At 66.7% G+C, this 14,655-nt stretch carries 10 protein-coding genes; 6 read left to right on the top strand and 4 right to left on the bottom strand.

The window, feature by feature from the left end:
* Positions 1–74 precede the first annotated feature (74 nt).
* On the top strand, positions 75–1,238 hold the full coding sequence (gene ispG / locus ACFQXB_RS12200; protein ID WP_377404587.1) for a flavodoxin-dependent (E)-4-hydroxy-3-methylbut-2-enyl-diphosphate synthase: 1,164 nt from the start codon (positions 75–77) through the stop codon (positions 1,236–1,238).
* A 675-nt stretch (positions 1,239–1,913) separates the two neighbouring features.
* Here ispG and ACFQXB_RS12195 read toward each other — a convergent pair.
* On the bottom strand, positions 1,914–2,678 hold the full coding sequence (locus tag ACFQXB_RS12195) for a DsbA family protein (RefSeq protein WP_377403975.1): 765 nt from the start codon (positions 2,676–2,678) through the stop codon (positions 1,914–1,916).
* A 150-nt stretch (positions 2,679–2,828) separates the two neighbouring features.
* On the opposite strand from ACFQXB_RS12195, the gene ACFQXB_RS12190 reads away from it, so the two are divergent.
* The 4 genes from ACFQXB_RS12190 (at position 2,829) to prfB (ending at position 9,228) form a co-directional block, all read left to right on the top strand.
* The gene (locus ACFQXB_RS12190; RefSeq protein ID WP_377403972.1) at positions 2,829–3,977 is read left to right on the top strand and encodes a pyridoxal phosphate-dependent aminotransferase; all 1,149 of its coding nucleotides are present in this window, start codon (positions 2,829–2,831) and stop codon (positions 3,975–3,977) included.
* A gap of 126 nt (positions 3,978–4,103) precedes the next feature.
* Positions 4,104–5,351 (top strand): N-acetylmuramoyl-L-alanine amidase, encoded by a 1,248-nt coding sequence (locus ACFQXB_RS12185; RefSeq protein WP_377403969.1) that lies wholly within the window; start codon positions 4,104–4,106, stop codon positions 5,349–5,351.
* A 130-nt stretch (positions 5,352–5,481) separates the two neighbouring features.
* On the top strand, positions 5,482–8,040 hold the full coding sequence (locus tag ACFQXB_RS12180) for a penicillin-binding protein 1A (protein WP_377403966.1): 2,559 nt from the start codon (positions 5,482–5,484) through the stop codon (positions 8,038–8,040).
* A 60-nt stretch (positions 8,041–8,100) separates the two neighbouring features.
* Positions 8,101–9,228, top strand: a complete 1,128-nt coding sequence (gene prfB / locus ACFQXB_RS12175; RefSeq protein ID WP_377403963.1) for a peptide chain release factor 2 — start codon at positions 8,101–8,103, stop codon at positions 9,226–9,228.
* A gap of 671 nt (positions 9,229–9,899) precedes the next feature.
* On the opposite strand, the gene ACFQXB_RS12170 is transcribed toward prfB, so the two are convergent.
* Positions 9,900–10,937, bottom strand: coding sequence for a patatin-like phospholipase family protein (locus ACFQXB_RS12170; protein WP_377403961.1), 1,038 nt, complete (start codon positions 10,935–10,937; stop codon positions 9,900–9,902).
* Positions 10,937–11,710: a 3-hydroxybutyrate dehydrogenase gene (locus ACFQXB_RS12165; protein WP_377403958.1), complete on the bottom strand. Its 774-nt coding sequence runs from the start codon at positions 11,708–11,710 to the stop codon at positions 10,937–10,939. The genes ACFQXB_RS12170 and ACFQXB_RS12165 overlap by 1 nt, the downstream gene beginning before the upstream one ends.
* A 265-nt stretch (positions 11,711–11,975) precedes the next feature.
* Between ACFQXB_RS12165 and ACFQXB_RS12160 the strand changes: the two genes are divergently transcribed.
* A complete protein-coding gene (locus ACFQXB_RS12160) occupies positions 11,976–13,781 on the top strand; it encodes an extracellular solute-binding protein (RefSeq protein ID WP_377403955.1) in 1,806 nt (601 codons plus the stop codon).
* Between the two features lie 121 nt (positions 13,782–13,902).
* On the opposite strand, the gene ACFQXB_RS12155 is transcribed toward ACFQXB_RS12160, so the two are convergent.
* Entirely contained in the window at positions 13,903–14,607 is a 705-nt protein-coding gene (locus ACFQXB_RS12155; RefSeq protein WP_377403952.1) for a DUF502 domain-containing protein, read from the bottom strand.
* Positions 14,608–14,655: the final 48 nt, after the last annotated feature.

The following is a 14,655-nucleotide window of genomic DNA, read 5'->3' as shown; positions in this document are numbered from 1 at the left end:
CGGCGGGGTGAGTTGTGATGACGCCCCGTCTGCGCTATCTGAGGGGCAGCCCCAAGTCTTGCGAAGGCAGCCCCATGTCGCTCAATCACGTCCGCCCCTGGCGCAACATCCATCGCCGCCCCTCGCGGCAGATCCATGTCGGAAAGGTCGCCGTGGGCGGGGATGCGCCGATCTCGGTGCAGACGATGACGAACACCGACACCAGCGATGTCAAGGCGACGATCGAGCAGATCCAGCGCTGTGCGGTGGCGGGCGCGGATATCGTCCGGGTTTCCACCCCGGATGAATCCAGCACCCGCGCCCTGCGCGAGATCGTGGCCGAAAGCCCGGTGCCGATCGTGGCCGACATCCATTTCCATTATCGCCGCGCGATCGAGGCGGCCGAGGCCGGCGCCGCCTGCCTGCGCATCAACCCGGGCAATATCGGCAGCCCCGACCGCGTGCGCGAGGTGATCCGCGCGGCAAAGGACCACGGCTGCTCGATCCGGATCGGCGTGAACGCGGGCAGTCTTGAACGGCATCTGCTGGAGAAATACGGCGAGCCGTGCCCCGAGGCGATGGTCGAAAGCGGGCTCGACCATATCCGCATCCTGCAGGACAATGATTTCCACGAATACAAGATCAGCGTGAAGGCGAGCGACGTGTTCCTTGCCGCCGCCGCCTATCAGCAACTTGCCGAGGCGACGGATGCACCGATCCATCTGGGCATCACCGAGGCCGGCGGACTGGTTTCGGGAACCGTCAAGTCGGCGATCGGCCTGGGGAACCTGTTGTGGATGGGGATCGGCGACACGATCCGCGTCAGCCTCTCGGCCGATCCGGTCGAAGAGGTCAAGGTGGGCTATGAGATCCTGAAATCGCTGGGCCTGCGTCACCGCGGCGTCACGATCATTTCCTGCCCCTCCTGCGCGCGTCAGGGCTTCGACGTGATCAAGACGGTTTCCGCGCTGGAAGACCGTCTGGCCCATGTCACCACCTCGATGAGCCTGTCGATCATCGGCTGCGTCGTGAACGGTCCTGGCGAGGCGCTGATGACCGATATCGGCTTCACCGGTGGCGGGGCAGGCGCGGGGATGGTCTATCTGGCCGGCAGGCAAAGCCACAAGATGTCGAACGAGGCGATGATCGACCATATCGTCGATCTGGTCGAGAAGAAGGCGCAGGAGATCGAGGCCGCAGAAGCTGCCGCAGATGCGGAAGCGGAGCCTGATGTGCCAGCCTCGGTCGCTGCCCGCTGATCTTCGTCGGACACTCTGCGCCGGGACCCATGTCCTTACACGGCGAATAAGGGGGCCGGGGCGGCATAAAAGGTTTCTTGTGAAGGTGCGGGCAGGGAGACGCGTCCGAGTGACGGCGCCCGCGAACAGGGCGATTGACTGTCGCGTCGCCGGGGCGTTGCGGTTGCGGAAGTCGTTACGCGCAATTGCCCCGGCGACCTCACCTGTCCGGACCCCAGCATCTTGACCAAAGCGCCGATGAGAACACCGTCGGCTCTTGCGACACGTTCGCGATCCATCTGAGCGTCAGGAAATCCGTGAAACGCGAGGGGATGAACGTCGCACGGGGAAGGGTCGTGCAACGCGCGCCGACCGTGCGAAGCGCGGAGGGCAGGGCGGATCTGTGCCGAGGCGCGCGCGATGCCTCTCATTGGAGACTGTGTGGGTAGGGTAGCCAGCGGCGGATATCAGGGCGCAGCAGTCGCGGCGAGGGTGGTGCAGCGGATCAGCATCCTGCCCAACCCCGCGCCGCCGGCATGGGGCCATGGTGCCAGAACCGGGCGGCAGGGCCCGGGCTGGCAGCGCGTCATCACGATACTGCGCCTCTGACCGTAAGTCTTGGGCATGAAGGTCATGTCCGATGCGGCACCGACGCCCGGTCGGTGCCCTTTTCCGGGCATCTGTGCGCGATCCCGGTCAGTTGTCGCGCACGGCTGCGACCATCTCCTGCATCCCCTCAAGCGGCAGGTAGCCGCGCAGCATCTGGTCTTCCAGGATGAAGGTCGGGGTGCCGCTGATGCGCAGGCGCTCGGCAAGCTGGTGATTGGCGCGCAGCACCTCGCTGACCGACTCGGCGTTCATATGGGCGATCACCGCGGGCGCGTCGAGGCCCAGCTCTCCGGCAAGCCGTTCGAGCGTCGGGATCGTCACGTCGCCGCGCAGCTCCATCAGCGCGTCATGTGCGGCCTTGTAGCTGTCGTCGCCCGCCTGCTGCTGCACCGCAACGGCAAAGCGCGACGCCAGGGTGGACTGTTCGCCCAGGATCGGGAATTCCTTGAGGATCAGCCGGATGTTGCCGTCCTGCGCGATCAGCGCCTCGACCTCGGGATGGGCACGGCGGCAGAAGCCGCAGCGGTAATCCACGAATTCGACCAGGGTCACATCGCCCTCGAGGTTGCCGCCCACCCAGGAATGGCCATCGTCGAGGATCGCGTCCCGGTTCATGGCGATCAGCGCGCCATCGTTCTCTGCGGCCTGCGCGAACTGGCGCTGTTCCAGCACGGTGATCGCCTCGACCAGCACCTCGGGGTTTTCCATCAGATAGCTGCGCACCGCTTCGCCGAAGGCCTCGCGTTCGGGGGCGCTCATGGCGCCGATGTCGAAGGCATCGGCGGGGGCGGCAAGGGCAAGGCCGGCTACAAGCCCGCTTGCAAGGCCAAGCGTCAGGCGGCTGGAAGTCATGTCAGTCTCCGTTTTCATTGCGCGCAGCATCGCGATAACCGGGCGCGGGGGCAAGGGCCATGCGCCCGGCGCGACCTCGGTCGGTGGCGGGTGCCATTGACCTTGCCGGCCCCCGCTGCGATGACCGGGCCGCAGCATAGGAGGGCAGGCATGCGCATATCAAGCCGGGGAACGGTTGATCCCTTCATCGTGATGGACGTGATGGAAGCGGCCCGCCGCGCCGAGGCCGCAGGGCGTCACATCATCCATATGGAGGTGGGCCAGCCCGGAACGCCGGCGCCCGCCGGGGCCCGCGCAGCCCTTGCCCGGCAGATGGAGGCCGGCCCGCTGGGCTATACCGTTGCGCTTGGCTTGCCGGAACTGCGCGCAGGGATCGCGGCGCTTTACGGGCGCTGGTATGGGATCAGCCTTGATCCGGCGCGGGTGGTGGTGACCTCGGGGTCGTCCTCGGCCTTTCTGCTGGCGTTCACGGCGCTGTTCGATGCGGGGGCGCGTGTGGGCCTGGGCGAGCCCGGGTATCCTTCGTACCGTCAGATCCTGAAGGCGCTGTCGTTGTGCCCGGTGGGCATTCCGACGGCCGAGGCCAACCGCCTGCAACCGGTGCCCGCGGACCTGCCCGAAGGGCTGGACGGTCTGATCGTCGCCTCGCCCGGAAATCCCTCGGGCACAATGCTGGACCATGCGGCGCTGGCGGCGCTTGTCGGCCATTGCGCGGAACGGGGCATCAGCTTCATCTCGGATGAAATCTATCACGGGCTGCAGTATCAGGGCCGCGCGGTCAGCGCGCTGGAAATCAGCGACGACCTTTACGTCATCAATTCGTTCTCCAAGTATTTCTCGATGACCGGCTGGCGGATCGGCTGGATGGTGGTGCCCGAGGATCATGTTCGCACCGTCGAACGGCTGGCGCAGAACATGTTCATCTGCCCTTCCCATGCCAGCCAGATCGCCGCGCTGGCGGCGCTTGACTGCACGGAAGAGCTGGACGCCAACTGCGCCGTCTATGCCGAAAACCGCCGCCTGATGCTGGAAGGCCTGCCGCGTGCCGGGTTTACCCGGATCGCCCCGCCGGATGGAGCCTTCTACATCTACGCGGATGTGTCCGAACTGACCGAGGACAGCCGCGCGCTTGCGGCGGAAATCCTTTCGGGGGCGGGCGTGGCCGTGACGCCGGGGCTGGATTTCGACCCGGTGCGCGGCCACCAGACCTTGCGGTTTTCCTACGCCCGCGGGACCGGGGACATTGCCGAGGGTCTGCGCCGGCTTGCGGATTTCATGGCGGTGCGCGGCAAGGCCTGACCGTCATCTGCCGTCCCAGGGCGCCATGCCGGGCGGTGCCGTTCCCACGTCCGGCGGGGCTTTTCGCGGCGGCGGCTTCGCGCTATCCTGCGGCCAAAGGCCCGACAGAGGCCGAGGAGCGAGGCGATGAGCGGTCTGAGACCTTTCCTGAGCGTGGTTCTGGCTGCGCTTCTGATCCAGTTGGCGCCCCAGCCGGTGGCGGCCGAGGGTTTTTCGGGCCGCGCGCGGGTCGAACCTGCGCAGACGGTGCTGGAAACCGGGCGCCGGGGCGTGGTCCTGACGCTCGCCCTGTCGCAGCCGGTGCCCTACAAGATCGTCACCCTGAACGATCCGCCGCGGATCGTCGTCGATTTTCAGGGGGTGACCTGGGACGGCCTGTCGCGCGAGGCGCTGCTGGCCGATGTGCGGCGCGGCGTGCGCGATCTGCGGTTCGGCGCGATCGGACCAGGTTGGTCGCGGCTGGTGATCGAACTCGATGGCCCTTATGGCGTGACCGGCGCGGGGCTGCGCCGGGATGAAGGCAGCGGGCTTGCGCTGTTGCGCCTGACGCTTGCGCCGATCAGCCCGCCGGAATTTGCCGCCCGCGCCCGCCCCGCCGAGGAAGTGCTGTGGGACCTGCCGCCCCGCGCGCCGATCGAGGGCCTTGCCCGCCCGCGTCAGCGCGGCGAGGGGCCGCTGGTGGTGGTGCTTGATCCCGGTCACGGCGGCATCGACCCGGGCGCCGAACGCGGCGGGCTGCGCGAGGCCGACCTGATGCTGACCTTTGCGCGCGAGCTGAAGGAATATCTGCTGCGCGCCGGCGGCTTTCGCGTTGTGCTGACCCGGGACGAAGACGCCTTTGTGCCCCTCGAAGCCCGCGCCAGCATTGCCCGGGCGGCGGGGGCGGATGTGTTCCTGTCGCTGCACGCCGATGCGCTTGCCGACGGGGATGCGACCGGCGCCACGATCTATACCCTGTCGGACGAGGCTTCGGACAGCGCCTCGGCGGCATTGGCGGAACGTCACGACCGCGACGACCTTCTGGCGGGCGTGGATCTGAGCGGCCATGACGATCTGGTGGCCGATGTGCTGATGTCGCTGGCGCGGACGGAAACCCAGCCGCGCAGCGAGGCGCTGGCCGATGCGCTGGTGGCGGGCATCGCGGCGCGGGCCGGCCCCATGCACAAGCGGCCGCGGCTGCATGCGGGCTTTTCCGTGCTGCGATCGCCCGATATCCCCTCGGTCCTGATCGAACTGGGCTTCATGTCCAATGACGAGGATCTGGCCCGGCTGCGCAGCCCGAGCTGGCGCGCCCAGACCGCCGACGGGATCGTTCAGGCACTCAAGGGCTGGGCTGCGGCGGATGCCGCACAGGCGGGGCTTTTGCGGCGCTGAGCGGCCGGGACGGCGCGCCTTCGAAATCGTGACCGGAACCGGGCAGGAAATGGCGCATCCTGCGGTGGTGCGGCTTTGACCCCTGGCGGCCATGAGTCTATATAGGCGCCATCACCATCGGGGGTATTCCGTGATACGTTTCATCCTGTCCTTCCTGGGGGCGATCTTCAGCTGGCTGACCATCGGCCTGTTCTTCGCCGCGGTTGCCATCGGCGGGGTGCTGTGGATCTACAGCCGCGACCTTCCCAGCCACGAACAGCTGGCCCAGTATACGCCCCCGACCATCAGCCGGATCTATTCGGGCGAGGGCGAGTTGATGGACGAATTCGCGCAGGAACGCCGGATCTTCCTGCCGATCGAGGAAATCCCGGAAATCGTGCGTCAGGCCTTCATCTCGGCCGAAGACAAGAATTTCTACACCCACAGCGGCTATGACGTGCGCGGCATTGGCGCGGCGATCTGGGAAGCGGTGCAGACCCGGGGTGAAACCCTGCGCGGCGCATCGACCATCACCCAGCAGGTGATGAAGAACTTCCTTCTGGACGGATCACGCTCGGCCGAGCGGAAGGTGAAGGAAATCATCCTCGCCGCCCGGTTCGAGGAGACACTGCCCAAGGACAAGATCCTCGAGATCTATCTGAACGAGATCTTCCTCGGCCAGAATTCCTATGGTGTGGCCGCCGCCTCGCAAACCTATTTCAACAAGACCCTGTCGCAGCTGAGCCTCGAGGAGGTCGCCTTCCTGGCCGGCCTGCCGACGCAGCCGTCGAACTTTCACCCCGTCCGCAACCGCGACCGCGTGATCGCGCGGCGCAACTATGTGCTGGGGCAGATGCTGGAGAACGGCTATATCGACCGCGACCAGCATGACCGCGCCGTGGCCGCACCGCTTCTGACCGTGCAGAACGGCGATTTCCCCGCCTTCCGCGACAGCCTTCCGCCGCGCGACTATTTCAGCGACGAGATCCGGCGTCAGCTGTCCGGCACCTTCGGCGAGCAGGAGTTCTTCGGCGGGGGGCTGACCATCAAGGCGACCGTCGATCCCGATCTGCAGACAGTTGCCGCCAAGGCGCTGCGCGACGGGTTGGAACGCTACGACCGCAATCAGGGCGTCTGGCGCGGCACCCGGCAGGTGATCGAGCCCGAGCACCTGGAAACCGAGGACGCCTGGCGCGCCGCACTTGCCAATACGCCCGTGTCGCGCGACATCGAAGGCTGGCATGCGGCCGTGGTGCTCTCGACCGAGGGCAACCGCGCACGCATCGGCATCGAAGGTGTCGAGGAAACCGACGAGGGCCATTTCATCCCGGCCGAGGATGTCACCTGGGCGCGCAAGCGGCAGGCCGACGGGCGGCTTGGGCCGCGGGCGACCGTGCCGGGCGATCTGGTGTCGGTGGGCGATGTGGTGCTGGTGCGCGCGGTCACGGGCGACGATGGCGGCTTCCGCCGCTGGTCGCTGCGCCAGGTGCCGGAAGTGCAGGGCGCCTTCATGGCGATGGATGTCAACACCGGTCGCGTGATCGCCATGCAGGGCGGCTTTTCCTACCAGCAGTCGGTGTTCAACCGTGCGACGCAGGCACAGCGGCAGCCGGGTTCGGCCTTCAAGCCCTTCGTCTATGCCGCAGCCCTTGACCGCGGCTATACCCCGGCCACGATCGTCGTCGATGCGCCGATCGAGGTGAACACGCCGCAGGGCCTGTGGCGGCCGCGCAACTCCACCAACCAGTTCTATGGGCCGACGCCGGTGCGCACCGGGATCGAACAGTCGCGCAACCTGATGACCATCCGGATGGCGCAGGAAATCGGCATGGAAACCGTGGCCGATTATGCCGAACGGTTCGGCGTCTATTCCCCCATGCAGACCTTCCTGTCCAACGCGCTTGGCAGCCAGGAAACCACCCTGTTCAAGATGGTGGCCGCCTATGCCATGTTCGCCAATGGCGGCGAACGGGTCGAGCCGACGCTGGTGGACCGGGTGCAGGACCGCTGGGGCCGCACGATCTATCGCCATGACCAGCGCCAATGCGCCGATTGCAGCAGCGCGCACCTGCCGCAGGGCCGTGCGCCTGAGATCCTGTCGTCGCGCGAACGGGTGATGGACCCGGTGACGGCCTATCAGCTCACCTCGATGATGGAGGGCGTGATGACCCGCGGCACGGGCCGTGGCATCAATGTGCCGGTGCCGATCGCCGGCAAGACGGGCACGACCAACGATGCCAAGGATGTGTGGTTCATCGGCTATTCCTCGAACATCGTTGCGGGTTGCTACATCGGCTATGACCAGCCGCGCAGCCTGGGGCAGGGCGCCTATGGGTCCAGCATGTGCGGCCCGGTGTTCCAGAGCTTCATGACCGAGGCGGTCAAGAAATACGGCGGCACCCGTTTCGCCGTGCCCCCGGGCGGCTATTTCGTCAAGATCGACCGTTTTACCGGCGCGCGCCTCTCTGATGATGCAACCGGCGACAATGTTGTGGCCGAATACTTCCGCGAAGGCGCCGAACCCTTCATCGGCGCCGCGGTGGTCGTGGATGGCGGCTTTGCCATGGGCCAGAACCTGCCGCTGTTCGCCCGCGGTGAAACCGACAATGCCGAGGGCGGCGGAACCGAGGTGACCACCTCGACCGGGCGCAATGTGGTGATCCCCGAACGTTCCGATTTCGGCACGCTCAGTTCGGGCGGGCTCTACTGACCTTGCCGGGCGGCGCCCCGCGCGCTATCACCCCTGCGACGAACGAAAGAGAGAGCCGCGATGCGTGCCGAGGCACAGAACCTTGTCGAGACGATCCGCAAATCGCTGAGCCTTCTGGGGCAGCGCCTGGATGTGGAAACCGCCAGCCACCGGCTGGAGGAGTTCAACGCCATGATCGAGGATCCCGATCTCTGGAACGATCCGGCCAAGGCGCAGAAGCTGATGCGCGACCGTCAGATGCTGATGGACGCGCTGGATACCTATAACGGCATCCGCCAGGACCTGACCGACAACATCGACCTGATCGAACTGGGCGAGGCCGAGGGCGATACCGAAGTCGTGACCGAAGCCGAGGCGGCCCTGCGCAGCCTTGCGGCGCGGGCGGCCGAGAAGGAGGTCGAGGCGCTTCTGAACGGCGAGGCGGATGGCAACGACACCTTCCTCGAGATCAACGCCGGCGCCGGCGGCACCGAAAGCTGCGACTGGGCCGCGATGCTGGCGCGGATGTATGTCCGCTGGGCCGAGAAGAAGGGCTACAAGGTCGAGCTGATGTCCGAAACCTCGGGCGAAGAGGCCGGCATCCGTTCCGCCGCCTACAAGATCACCGGGCCGAACGCCTATGGCTGGCTGAAATCGGAAAGCGGCGTGCACCGACTGGTGCGCATCTCGCCCTATGACAGCGCGGCGCGGCGCCACACCTCGTTCAGCTCGGTCTGGGTCTATCCGGTCGTGGACGAGAATATCGAGATCGAGATCCCGCCGAACGAGATCCGCGTGGATACCTACCGGTCGTCGGGGGCGGGCGGTCAGCACGTGAACACCACCGATTCCGCCGTGCGGATCACCCACATTCCCACCGGGATCGTGGTGACGAGTTCCGAGAAATCGCAGCACCAGAACCGCGCCAACGCGATGGCGGCGCTCAAGTCGCGGCTTTACGAGATGGAGCTGCGCCGGCGCACCGAAAAGATCCAGGAGCAGCACGAAAACAAGGGCGATGCCGGCTGGGGCAACCAGATCCGTTCCTATGTGCTGCAGCCCTACCAGATGGTGAAGGATCTGCGCACCGGGGTCGAGACATCCGATACGCAGGGCGTTCTTGACGGCGATCTGGACCGCTTCATGGCTGCGACGCTGGCGCTGGACGTGGCCGGCAAGAGCCGCTCGGAGGCCCAGGGCGACGACTGAGCCGCGAGGACGCGCAGGCGGAACGCGCCCGCAGGGACAGGCCGCGCCGGGGTTCAGCCCCTCTGCGGCCCGGGCCAACCGGCGTTGTCCAAGCTGCCGTGCCGAAGCGGAAGCGGAGCCTGGGACCGTCCGGCGCCGCCTCGGGCTGGCCCGCGGGTTCGGCCGGCCTGGCTCCTCTCGCTATGCCGGAAGCGGCGCCGGGGCGCGCTGTCCTGCCGCTGAACCGCCATCTGCCTTGGCCTGCGGGGCGCTTGCCCCGGGCGTCTGTTCCTGGTGGGGCCGAGCGGCACGGGCGCCTTTTGCCCGGCGCGGTGGCGCGCCTGCCCCGGGGCGCCCTTGGCACCTCTGCGCATCCGGGCGCGGGCGCCGACGGGGAAAGGTCATGGGCGTGGGTGGGGCTGTCCGAGGGGCGGGTGTTCCGGAGATTGGGCTGCGAAGCCGTCTTGCCTGCGCCTGGCAAGGCGCGCCCCGCCCGGGATCCGGATCGTCACCTTGCCAGATCGGCAGCGTCCGCCCAAGGCGATCACGATCGGATTCCGGGGCTGCGTCGCCGTCAGGTCAGGCGCGCCGGCGCGTCTGTGGCACGACGACGCGATGCGGCAGCGTCCGGACTGCAGTGCCATCCGAGGGAATGCGGGCATCCGGCGCCGTCTGACGCCCCGGCGCGGGTCTCACAGCAGCGTTTCCAGATCCACGGTGCTGCGCCGCCCCAGATCATCGCGGTGGTTTGCCAGGAACAGATCGGCAGCCTTGCGACCGGCCTCTTTCAGCCGGTGCAGCAGGATGGGCGAGGGCACAAGCTTGGTGCCCGAGGACAGATCGTTCATCAGCGCGTCATCGGCGATCATGTGCAGCAGCACATCCTTCATCACCCCCCGTTCGACCCGGCCGCCGGCGATGAGTTCCTTCACGAAGGCGATCGAGCGGAGTTCACGCAACAGGGAAGAATTGAAGCTGATCTCGTTGATCCGGTTGAGAATGTCCTGGGGGCTGGTGGGCACGCTGTCACGGCGCAGCGGGTTGATGTTCACCACCACCACATCATCGGGAAGTGCGGCGTCGAACAGCGGGAACAGGGCAGGATTGCCGGAATAGCCGCCGTCCCAGAAGGCTTCGCTTTCGCCCGTGGCGGGATCCTCGAACTCGACCGCCTGAAACAGCGTCGGCAGGCAGGCCGAGGCGAGGATCACCTCGGTCGAGATCTCGCCGCCCGAAAACACCCGGATCTTGCCGGTGCGTACATTCGTGGCCGAGATGAACAGCCGTGGCCCGGTTTCGGCACAGACTTCGCTGAAGCGGAAGCGCCGCACCACCCGCTCCAGCGGATTGCGGTAAAGCGGACCATAGGCATAGGGGCTGAACAGCCGCGTCATCATGTCCACCGGAGACAGCGCCACATAGCCTTCCGCCATCCGTGTCAGGGGCCCGGCAGCAGGCAGGGCCGAGGACATCCAGCCCGCCAGGCGCATGTCGCCCACCGCGCCGATCTGCAGCCAGAGCCATTCCAGCGTTTCGCGCGCAGCCGTCCGGCCGCCGGCGCTGAGCCCGGCCTTGAGCGCCGCCCCGTTCAGCGCCCCCGCCGATGTGCCCGAGATCCCCGCGATCTCGATCCAGTCCTCCTCGAGCAGCCGGTCGAGCACGCCCCAGGTATAGGCGCCATGCGCGCCGCCCCCCTGCAATGCCAGATTGATCCGCACCGGCGCGCGCATCACAAGGCCGTCCAGCCGCCGTCGATGCTGATCGTCGTGCCGGTGATCTGATCGGCGGCGGGCGAGCAGAGAAACACCACCGTCCCGCCGATCTGGCCGGTCGTCGCGAATTGGCGCGACGGCTGGCGCTCCAGCATCACCTCGCGGATCACCGTCTCGCGGTCCATCCCGTGTTTCTTCATCTGGTCGGGGATCTGCGCCTCGACCAGCGGCGTCAGCACATAGCCCGGGCAGATCGCGTTGCAGGTGATCGGCTCCTGCGCGGTTTCCAGCGCGGTGACCTTGCTGAGCCCCACCACGCCATGCTTGGCCGCGACATAGGCCGACTTGTAGGGCGAGGCGGTCAGCCCGTGCGCCGAGGCGATGTTGATGACCCGCCCCCAGCCTGCCGCGCGCATCATTGGCAGGGCGGCCGCGGTGGTGTGAAAGACCGAGCTGAGGTTGATGGCCAGCACCGCATCCCATTTCTCGACCGGGAATTCGTCGATCCCCGCCACATGCTGGATGCCGGCATTGTTCACAAGGATATCACAGCGCCCGGCCGTGTCGATCAGCCGCCGGCAGGCGGCGCCGTCGGCCATGTCGGCGGCGATATAGCGCGCACGCACCCCGTGAGCGGCGCCAAGCCGCGCGGCAAGGGCGTGATCCTCGTCGCGGTCGGTGAAGGAGTTGAGGATGATATCTGCCCCGGCACGGGCCAGTTCTTCGGCCACTCCAAGGCCGATGCCCGAATTGGATCCGGTGATGATCGCGGTCTTGCCGGAAAGCGTCATGAAAAGCTCCTCTCACTGCCGGGACAGCTTACATGCTGCACCTGCAAAATAAAGCGAAGCGTCATGCGGGCGAGGTAAAAAAAACGCCCGCTGGAAAGCGGGCGCAAGTTATTGAGGCAGGTTTCATACAGGCAAGAAACCTATCGAGCAGTGCCCTATGTATAAGCCCTTCTCTGCCGGGGGCCAAGCTAAAAGTTTGAAAATGCGGCAAAGCGCAGGTAGCGTCGCGCCAGTCGAAGGCCCTGGGACAAAGGACACAAGGCAGATGATGCAGGCAATTCTACCTCTGCTGCGGGGAGGCGTTCTGGCGCTGGCGCTGGTCGCGGCGCCGGCCCTTGCCGAGCCTCGGCATGGCATAGCTATGTATGGCGACCCCGCGCTCCCACCGGATTTTGCGCATCTGCCCCATGTGAACCCCGATGCACCGAAGGGCGGGCGGATCGTTTTCGGCGATGATACCGGCTTCGACTCGCTCAATCCCTACATCATCAAGGGCCGTGCGCCCTGGGGGATCCGCACCTATACGGTCGAGTCGTTGATGGGACGAAACTATGACGAGCCCTTCGCGCTCTATGGCGTTCTGGCCGAATCGGTCGAGACGGACGAATCGCGCAGCTTCGTCGAGTTCACCCTGCGCGAAGGCGCGCGCTTCTCGGACGGAAGCCCCGTCACGGTCGAGGATGTGCTCTGGTCGGTCGAGACGCTGGGCACCTCGGGCAGCCCGGTCTATCACGCCGCCTGGCGCAAGGTGGCCAGCGCCGAGCAGAGCGGCCCGCGCAGTGTGCGCTTCACCTTCACCGCACCGGACCGGGAATTGCCGCTGATCCTCGGGCTGCGGCCGATCCTCAGGAAGGCGCAGTGGGAGGGCGTCGATTTCGCCGAGGCCAGCACCACGCTGCCGATCGGGTCGGGGCCCTATGTCGTGGACCGGTTCGAGCGTGGCCGCTTCATCGTCTTTCGCAAGAACCCCGACTGGTGGGCGGCCGATCTGCCCTTCTACCGCGGCCAGCATAATCTGGACGAGATCCGGTTCGACTTTTTCGCCGATGCCGGGGTGATGTTCGAGGCGTTCAAGGCCGGGGTGCTCACCTCGTTCCGCGAGGTGAACGCCAGCCGCTGGGCCAGCGCCTATGATTTTCCGGCGCTGCGCAGCGGCGAGGTGGTGCGGTCCGAGATTCCGCATCAGCGGCCCTCGGGGATCACCGGGCTGGTGATGAACACCCGCCGGGCGCCCTTCGACGACTGGCGCGTGCGCGAGGCGCTGATTCAGGCCTTCAACTTCGAATTCATCAACAACACGCTGAACGGTGGCTCGGAGCCGCGGATCACGTCCTATTTCTCGAACTCGCCGCTGGGCATGGATCATGGCCCGGCCGAGGGGCAGGTGCGCGCCCTGCTGGAACCCCATGCCGATCAGCTTCTGCCCGGTGTGCTTGAAGGCTATTCCCTGCCGGAAACGAATGGCGAGGCGGCCAATCGCAGCGGTATCCGCCGTGCGACCCAGCTTCTGGACGAGGCCGGCTGGACGGTCGAGAACGGACAACTGCGCAATGCGGCGGGCGATGTGCTGTCGATCGAGGTGTTGCTCCAGCAAGGGGCAAGCGAGGCGCAAAGCATCGCCGCGATCTTTGCCGAGGCGCTGCGGCGGCTGGGGATCACCTTGCGCGTGACCATGGTGGACAGCGCCCAGTATACTGATCGCACCAACAATCTGGATTTCGACATGACCTGGTTCGCGCGCTCGATGTCGCTGAGCCCGGGCACCGAGCAGATCGCCTATTGGGGCAGCGCCTCGGCGGATGTGCCGGGGACGCGCAACTGGATGGGGGTCAAGGATCCGGTCGTGGACGCGCTGATCGAGAACCTGCTGACCACCACCTCGCAGGAGGAATTCACCGCCACCGCCCAGGCGCTGGACCGGGTGCTGACGGCGGGGCGCTTCGTGATCCCGACCTGGTATGCCAATGTCGGGCGCATCGCCCATGTCCGCGCACTGCGCTATCCCGACCGGCCGCCGCTTTACGGCGACTGGCTGGGCTTTCAGCCAGAAGTCTGGTGGTACGAGCCGTAGGATCGATGCGGGCGGCCGGCTGCGGGCCGGCAAGCCGCGCCCGCCCGTTCCCGGACGACCGCCGGTGCGACGGGGCACGGCCCCGGATGGGCCGCCGGCAACGGCCGGAGACGGGGACGGATCAGGCCGCCGGGCGGCCCTCGGGGGCGGCTGTGGCCTGGCGGGCGACGTCCTTGCCATTCGGATAGACCAGCCCGGCCGAGATCACCAGCTTGGCCGCATCTTCCACCTTCATGTCCAGCAGGATCACGTCGCTTTCCGGCACGAACAGCAGAAAGCCCGAGGTGGGGTTCGGCGTGGTCGGCAGGAAGACCGACAGAACCGTCTGATCGCGCGGGATATTGGCGGCCACTTCACCCTTGGCCTGGGTCGAGACGAAGCCAAGCGCCCAAAGCCCCTTGCGGGGATACTCGATCAGACAGGCGCGGTCGAAGGTGGTTTCGGTCTGGGCAAAGATCGTTTCGGCGATCTGCTTGATTCCGTTGTAGATGGACCGCACGATCGGCATGCGATCGACCAGGTTTTCGCCCCAGCCGATCAGCGAACGCCCGATCAGCCCCTTGGCCATCCAGCCCACCAGCGTGGTGAACACGAGAAACACGATCACGCCCAGGCCGCGGATATCCCAGCCGACATAATTCTGCGGTCGATAGGCCGAGGGCACGAAGGGCAAGACCCAGCCGTCGATCCAGCCGATCGCAGCCCAGATCAGCCAGAGCGTCAGACTGATGGGCAGAACAACGACCAGGCCGGTCAGGAAGCTGGCGCGCAGGCGGCCGAACAGGGTCCGGCGTCGATGCGGCAGAAGGGGGTCGTGTTCGGTCATCGCGCTCTCGGAACTGGGCGGGGCATGCCGCGGGAAACGTATGGTTGC

Source organism: Halodurantibacterium daqingense (assembly GCF_042666235.1).
Taxonomy (GTDB): Bacteria; Pseudomonadota; Alphaproteobacteria; order Rhodobacterales; family Rhodobacteraceae; genus Halodurantibacterium; species Halodurantibacterium daqingensis.
The sequence above is the reverse complement of the archived record's forward strand: the minus strand, read 5'-3'. Positions and strand labels throughout refer to the sequence as shown.

Bases quoted from the DNA above. Each gene is read 5' to 3' on its own strand.
- ACFQXB_RS12170 (WP_377403961.1), bottom strand. From the start codon at position 10,937: ATGCGCGCGCCGGTGCGGATCAATCTGGCATTGCAGGGGGGCGGCGCG.
- prfB (WP_377403963.1), top strand. From the start codon at position 8,101: ATGCGTGCCGAGGCACAGAACCTTGTCGAGACGATCCGCAAATCGCTG.
- ACFQXB_RS12185 (WP_377403969.1), top strand. From the start codon at position 4,104: ATGAGCGGTCTGAGACCTTTCCTGAGCGTGGTTCTGGCTGCGCTTCTG.
- ACFQXB_RS12165 (WP_377403958.1), bottom strand. From the start codon at position 11,710: ATGACGCTTTCCGGCAAGACCGCGATCATCACCGGATCCAATTCGGGC.
- ACFQXB_RS12160 (WP_377403955.1), top strand. From the start codon at position 11,976: ATGATGCAGGCAATTCTACCTCTGCTGCGGGGAGGCGTTCTGGCGCTG.
- ACFQXB_RS12195 (WP_377403975.1), bottom strand. From the start codon at position 2,678: ATGACTTCCAGCCGCCTGACGCTTGGCCTTGCAAGCGGGCTTGTAGCC.
- ACFQXB_RS12190 (WP_377403972.1), top strand. From the start codon at position 2,829: ATGCGCATATCAAGCCGGGGAACGGTTGATCCCTTCATCGTGATGGAC.
- ACFQXB_RS12155 (WP_377403952.1), bottom strand. From the start codon at position 14,607: ATGACCGAACACGACCCCCTTCTGCCGCATCGACGCCGGACCCTGTTC.
- ispG (WP_377404587.1), top strand. From the start codon at position 75: ATGTCGCTCAATCACGTCCGCCCCTGGCGCAACATCCATCGCCGCCCC.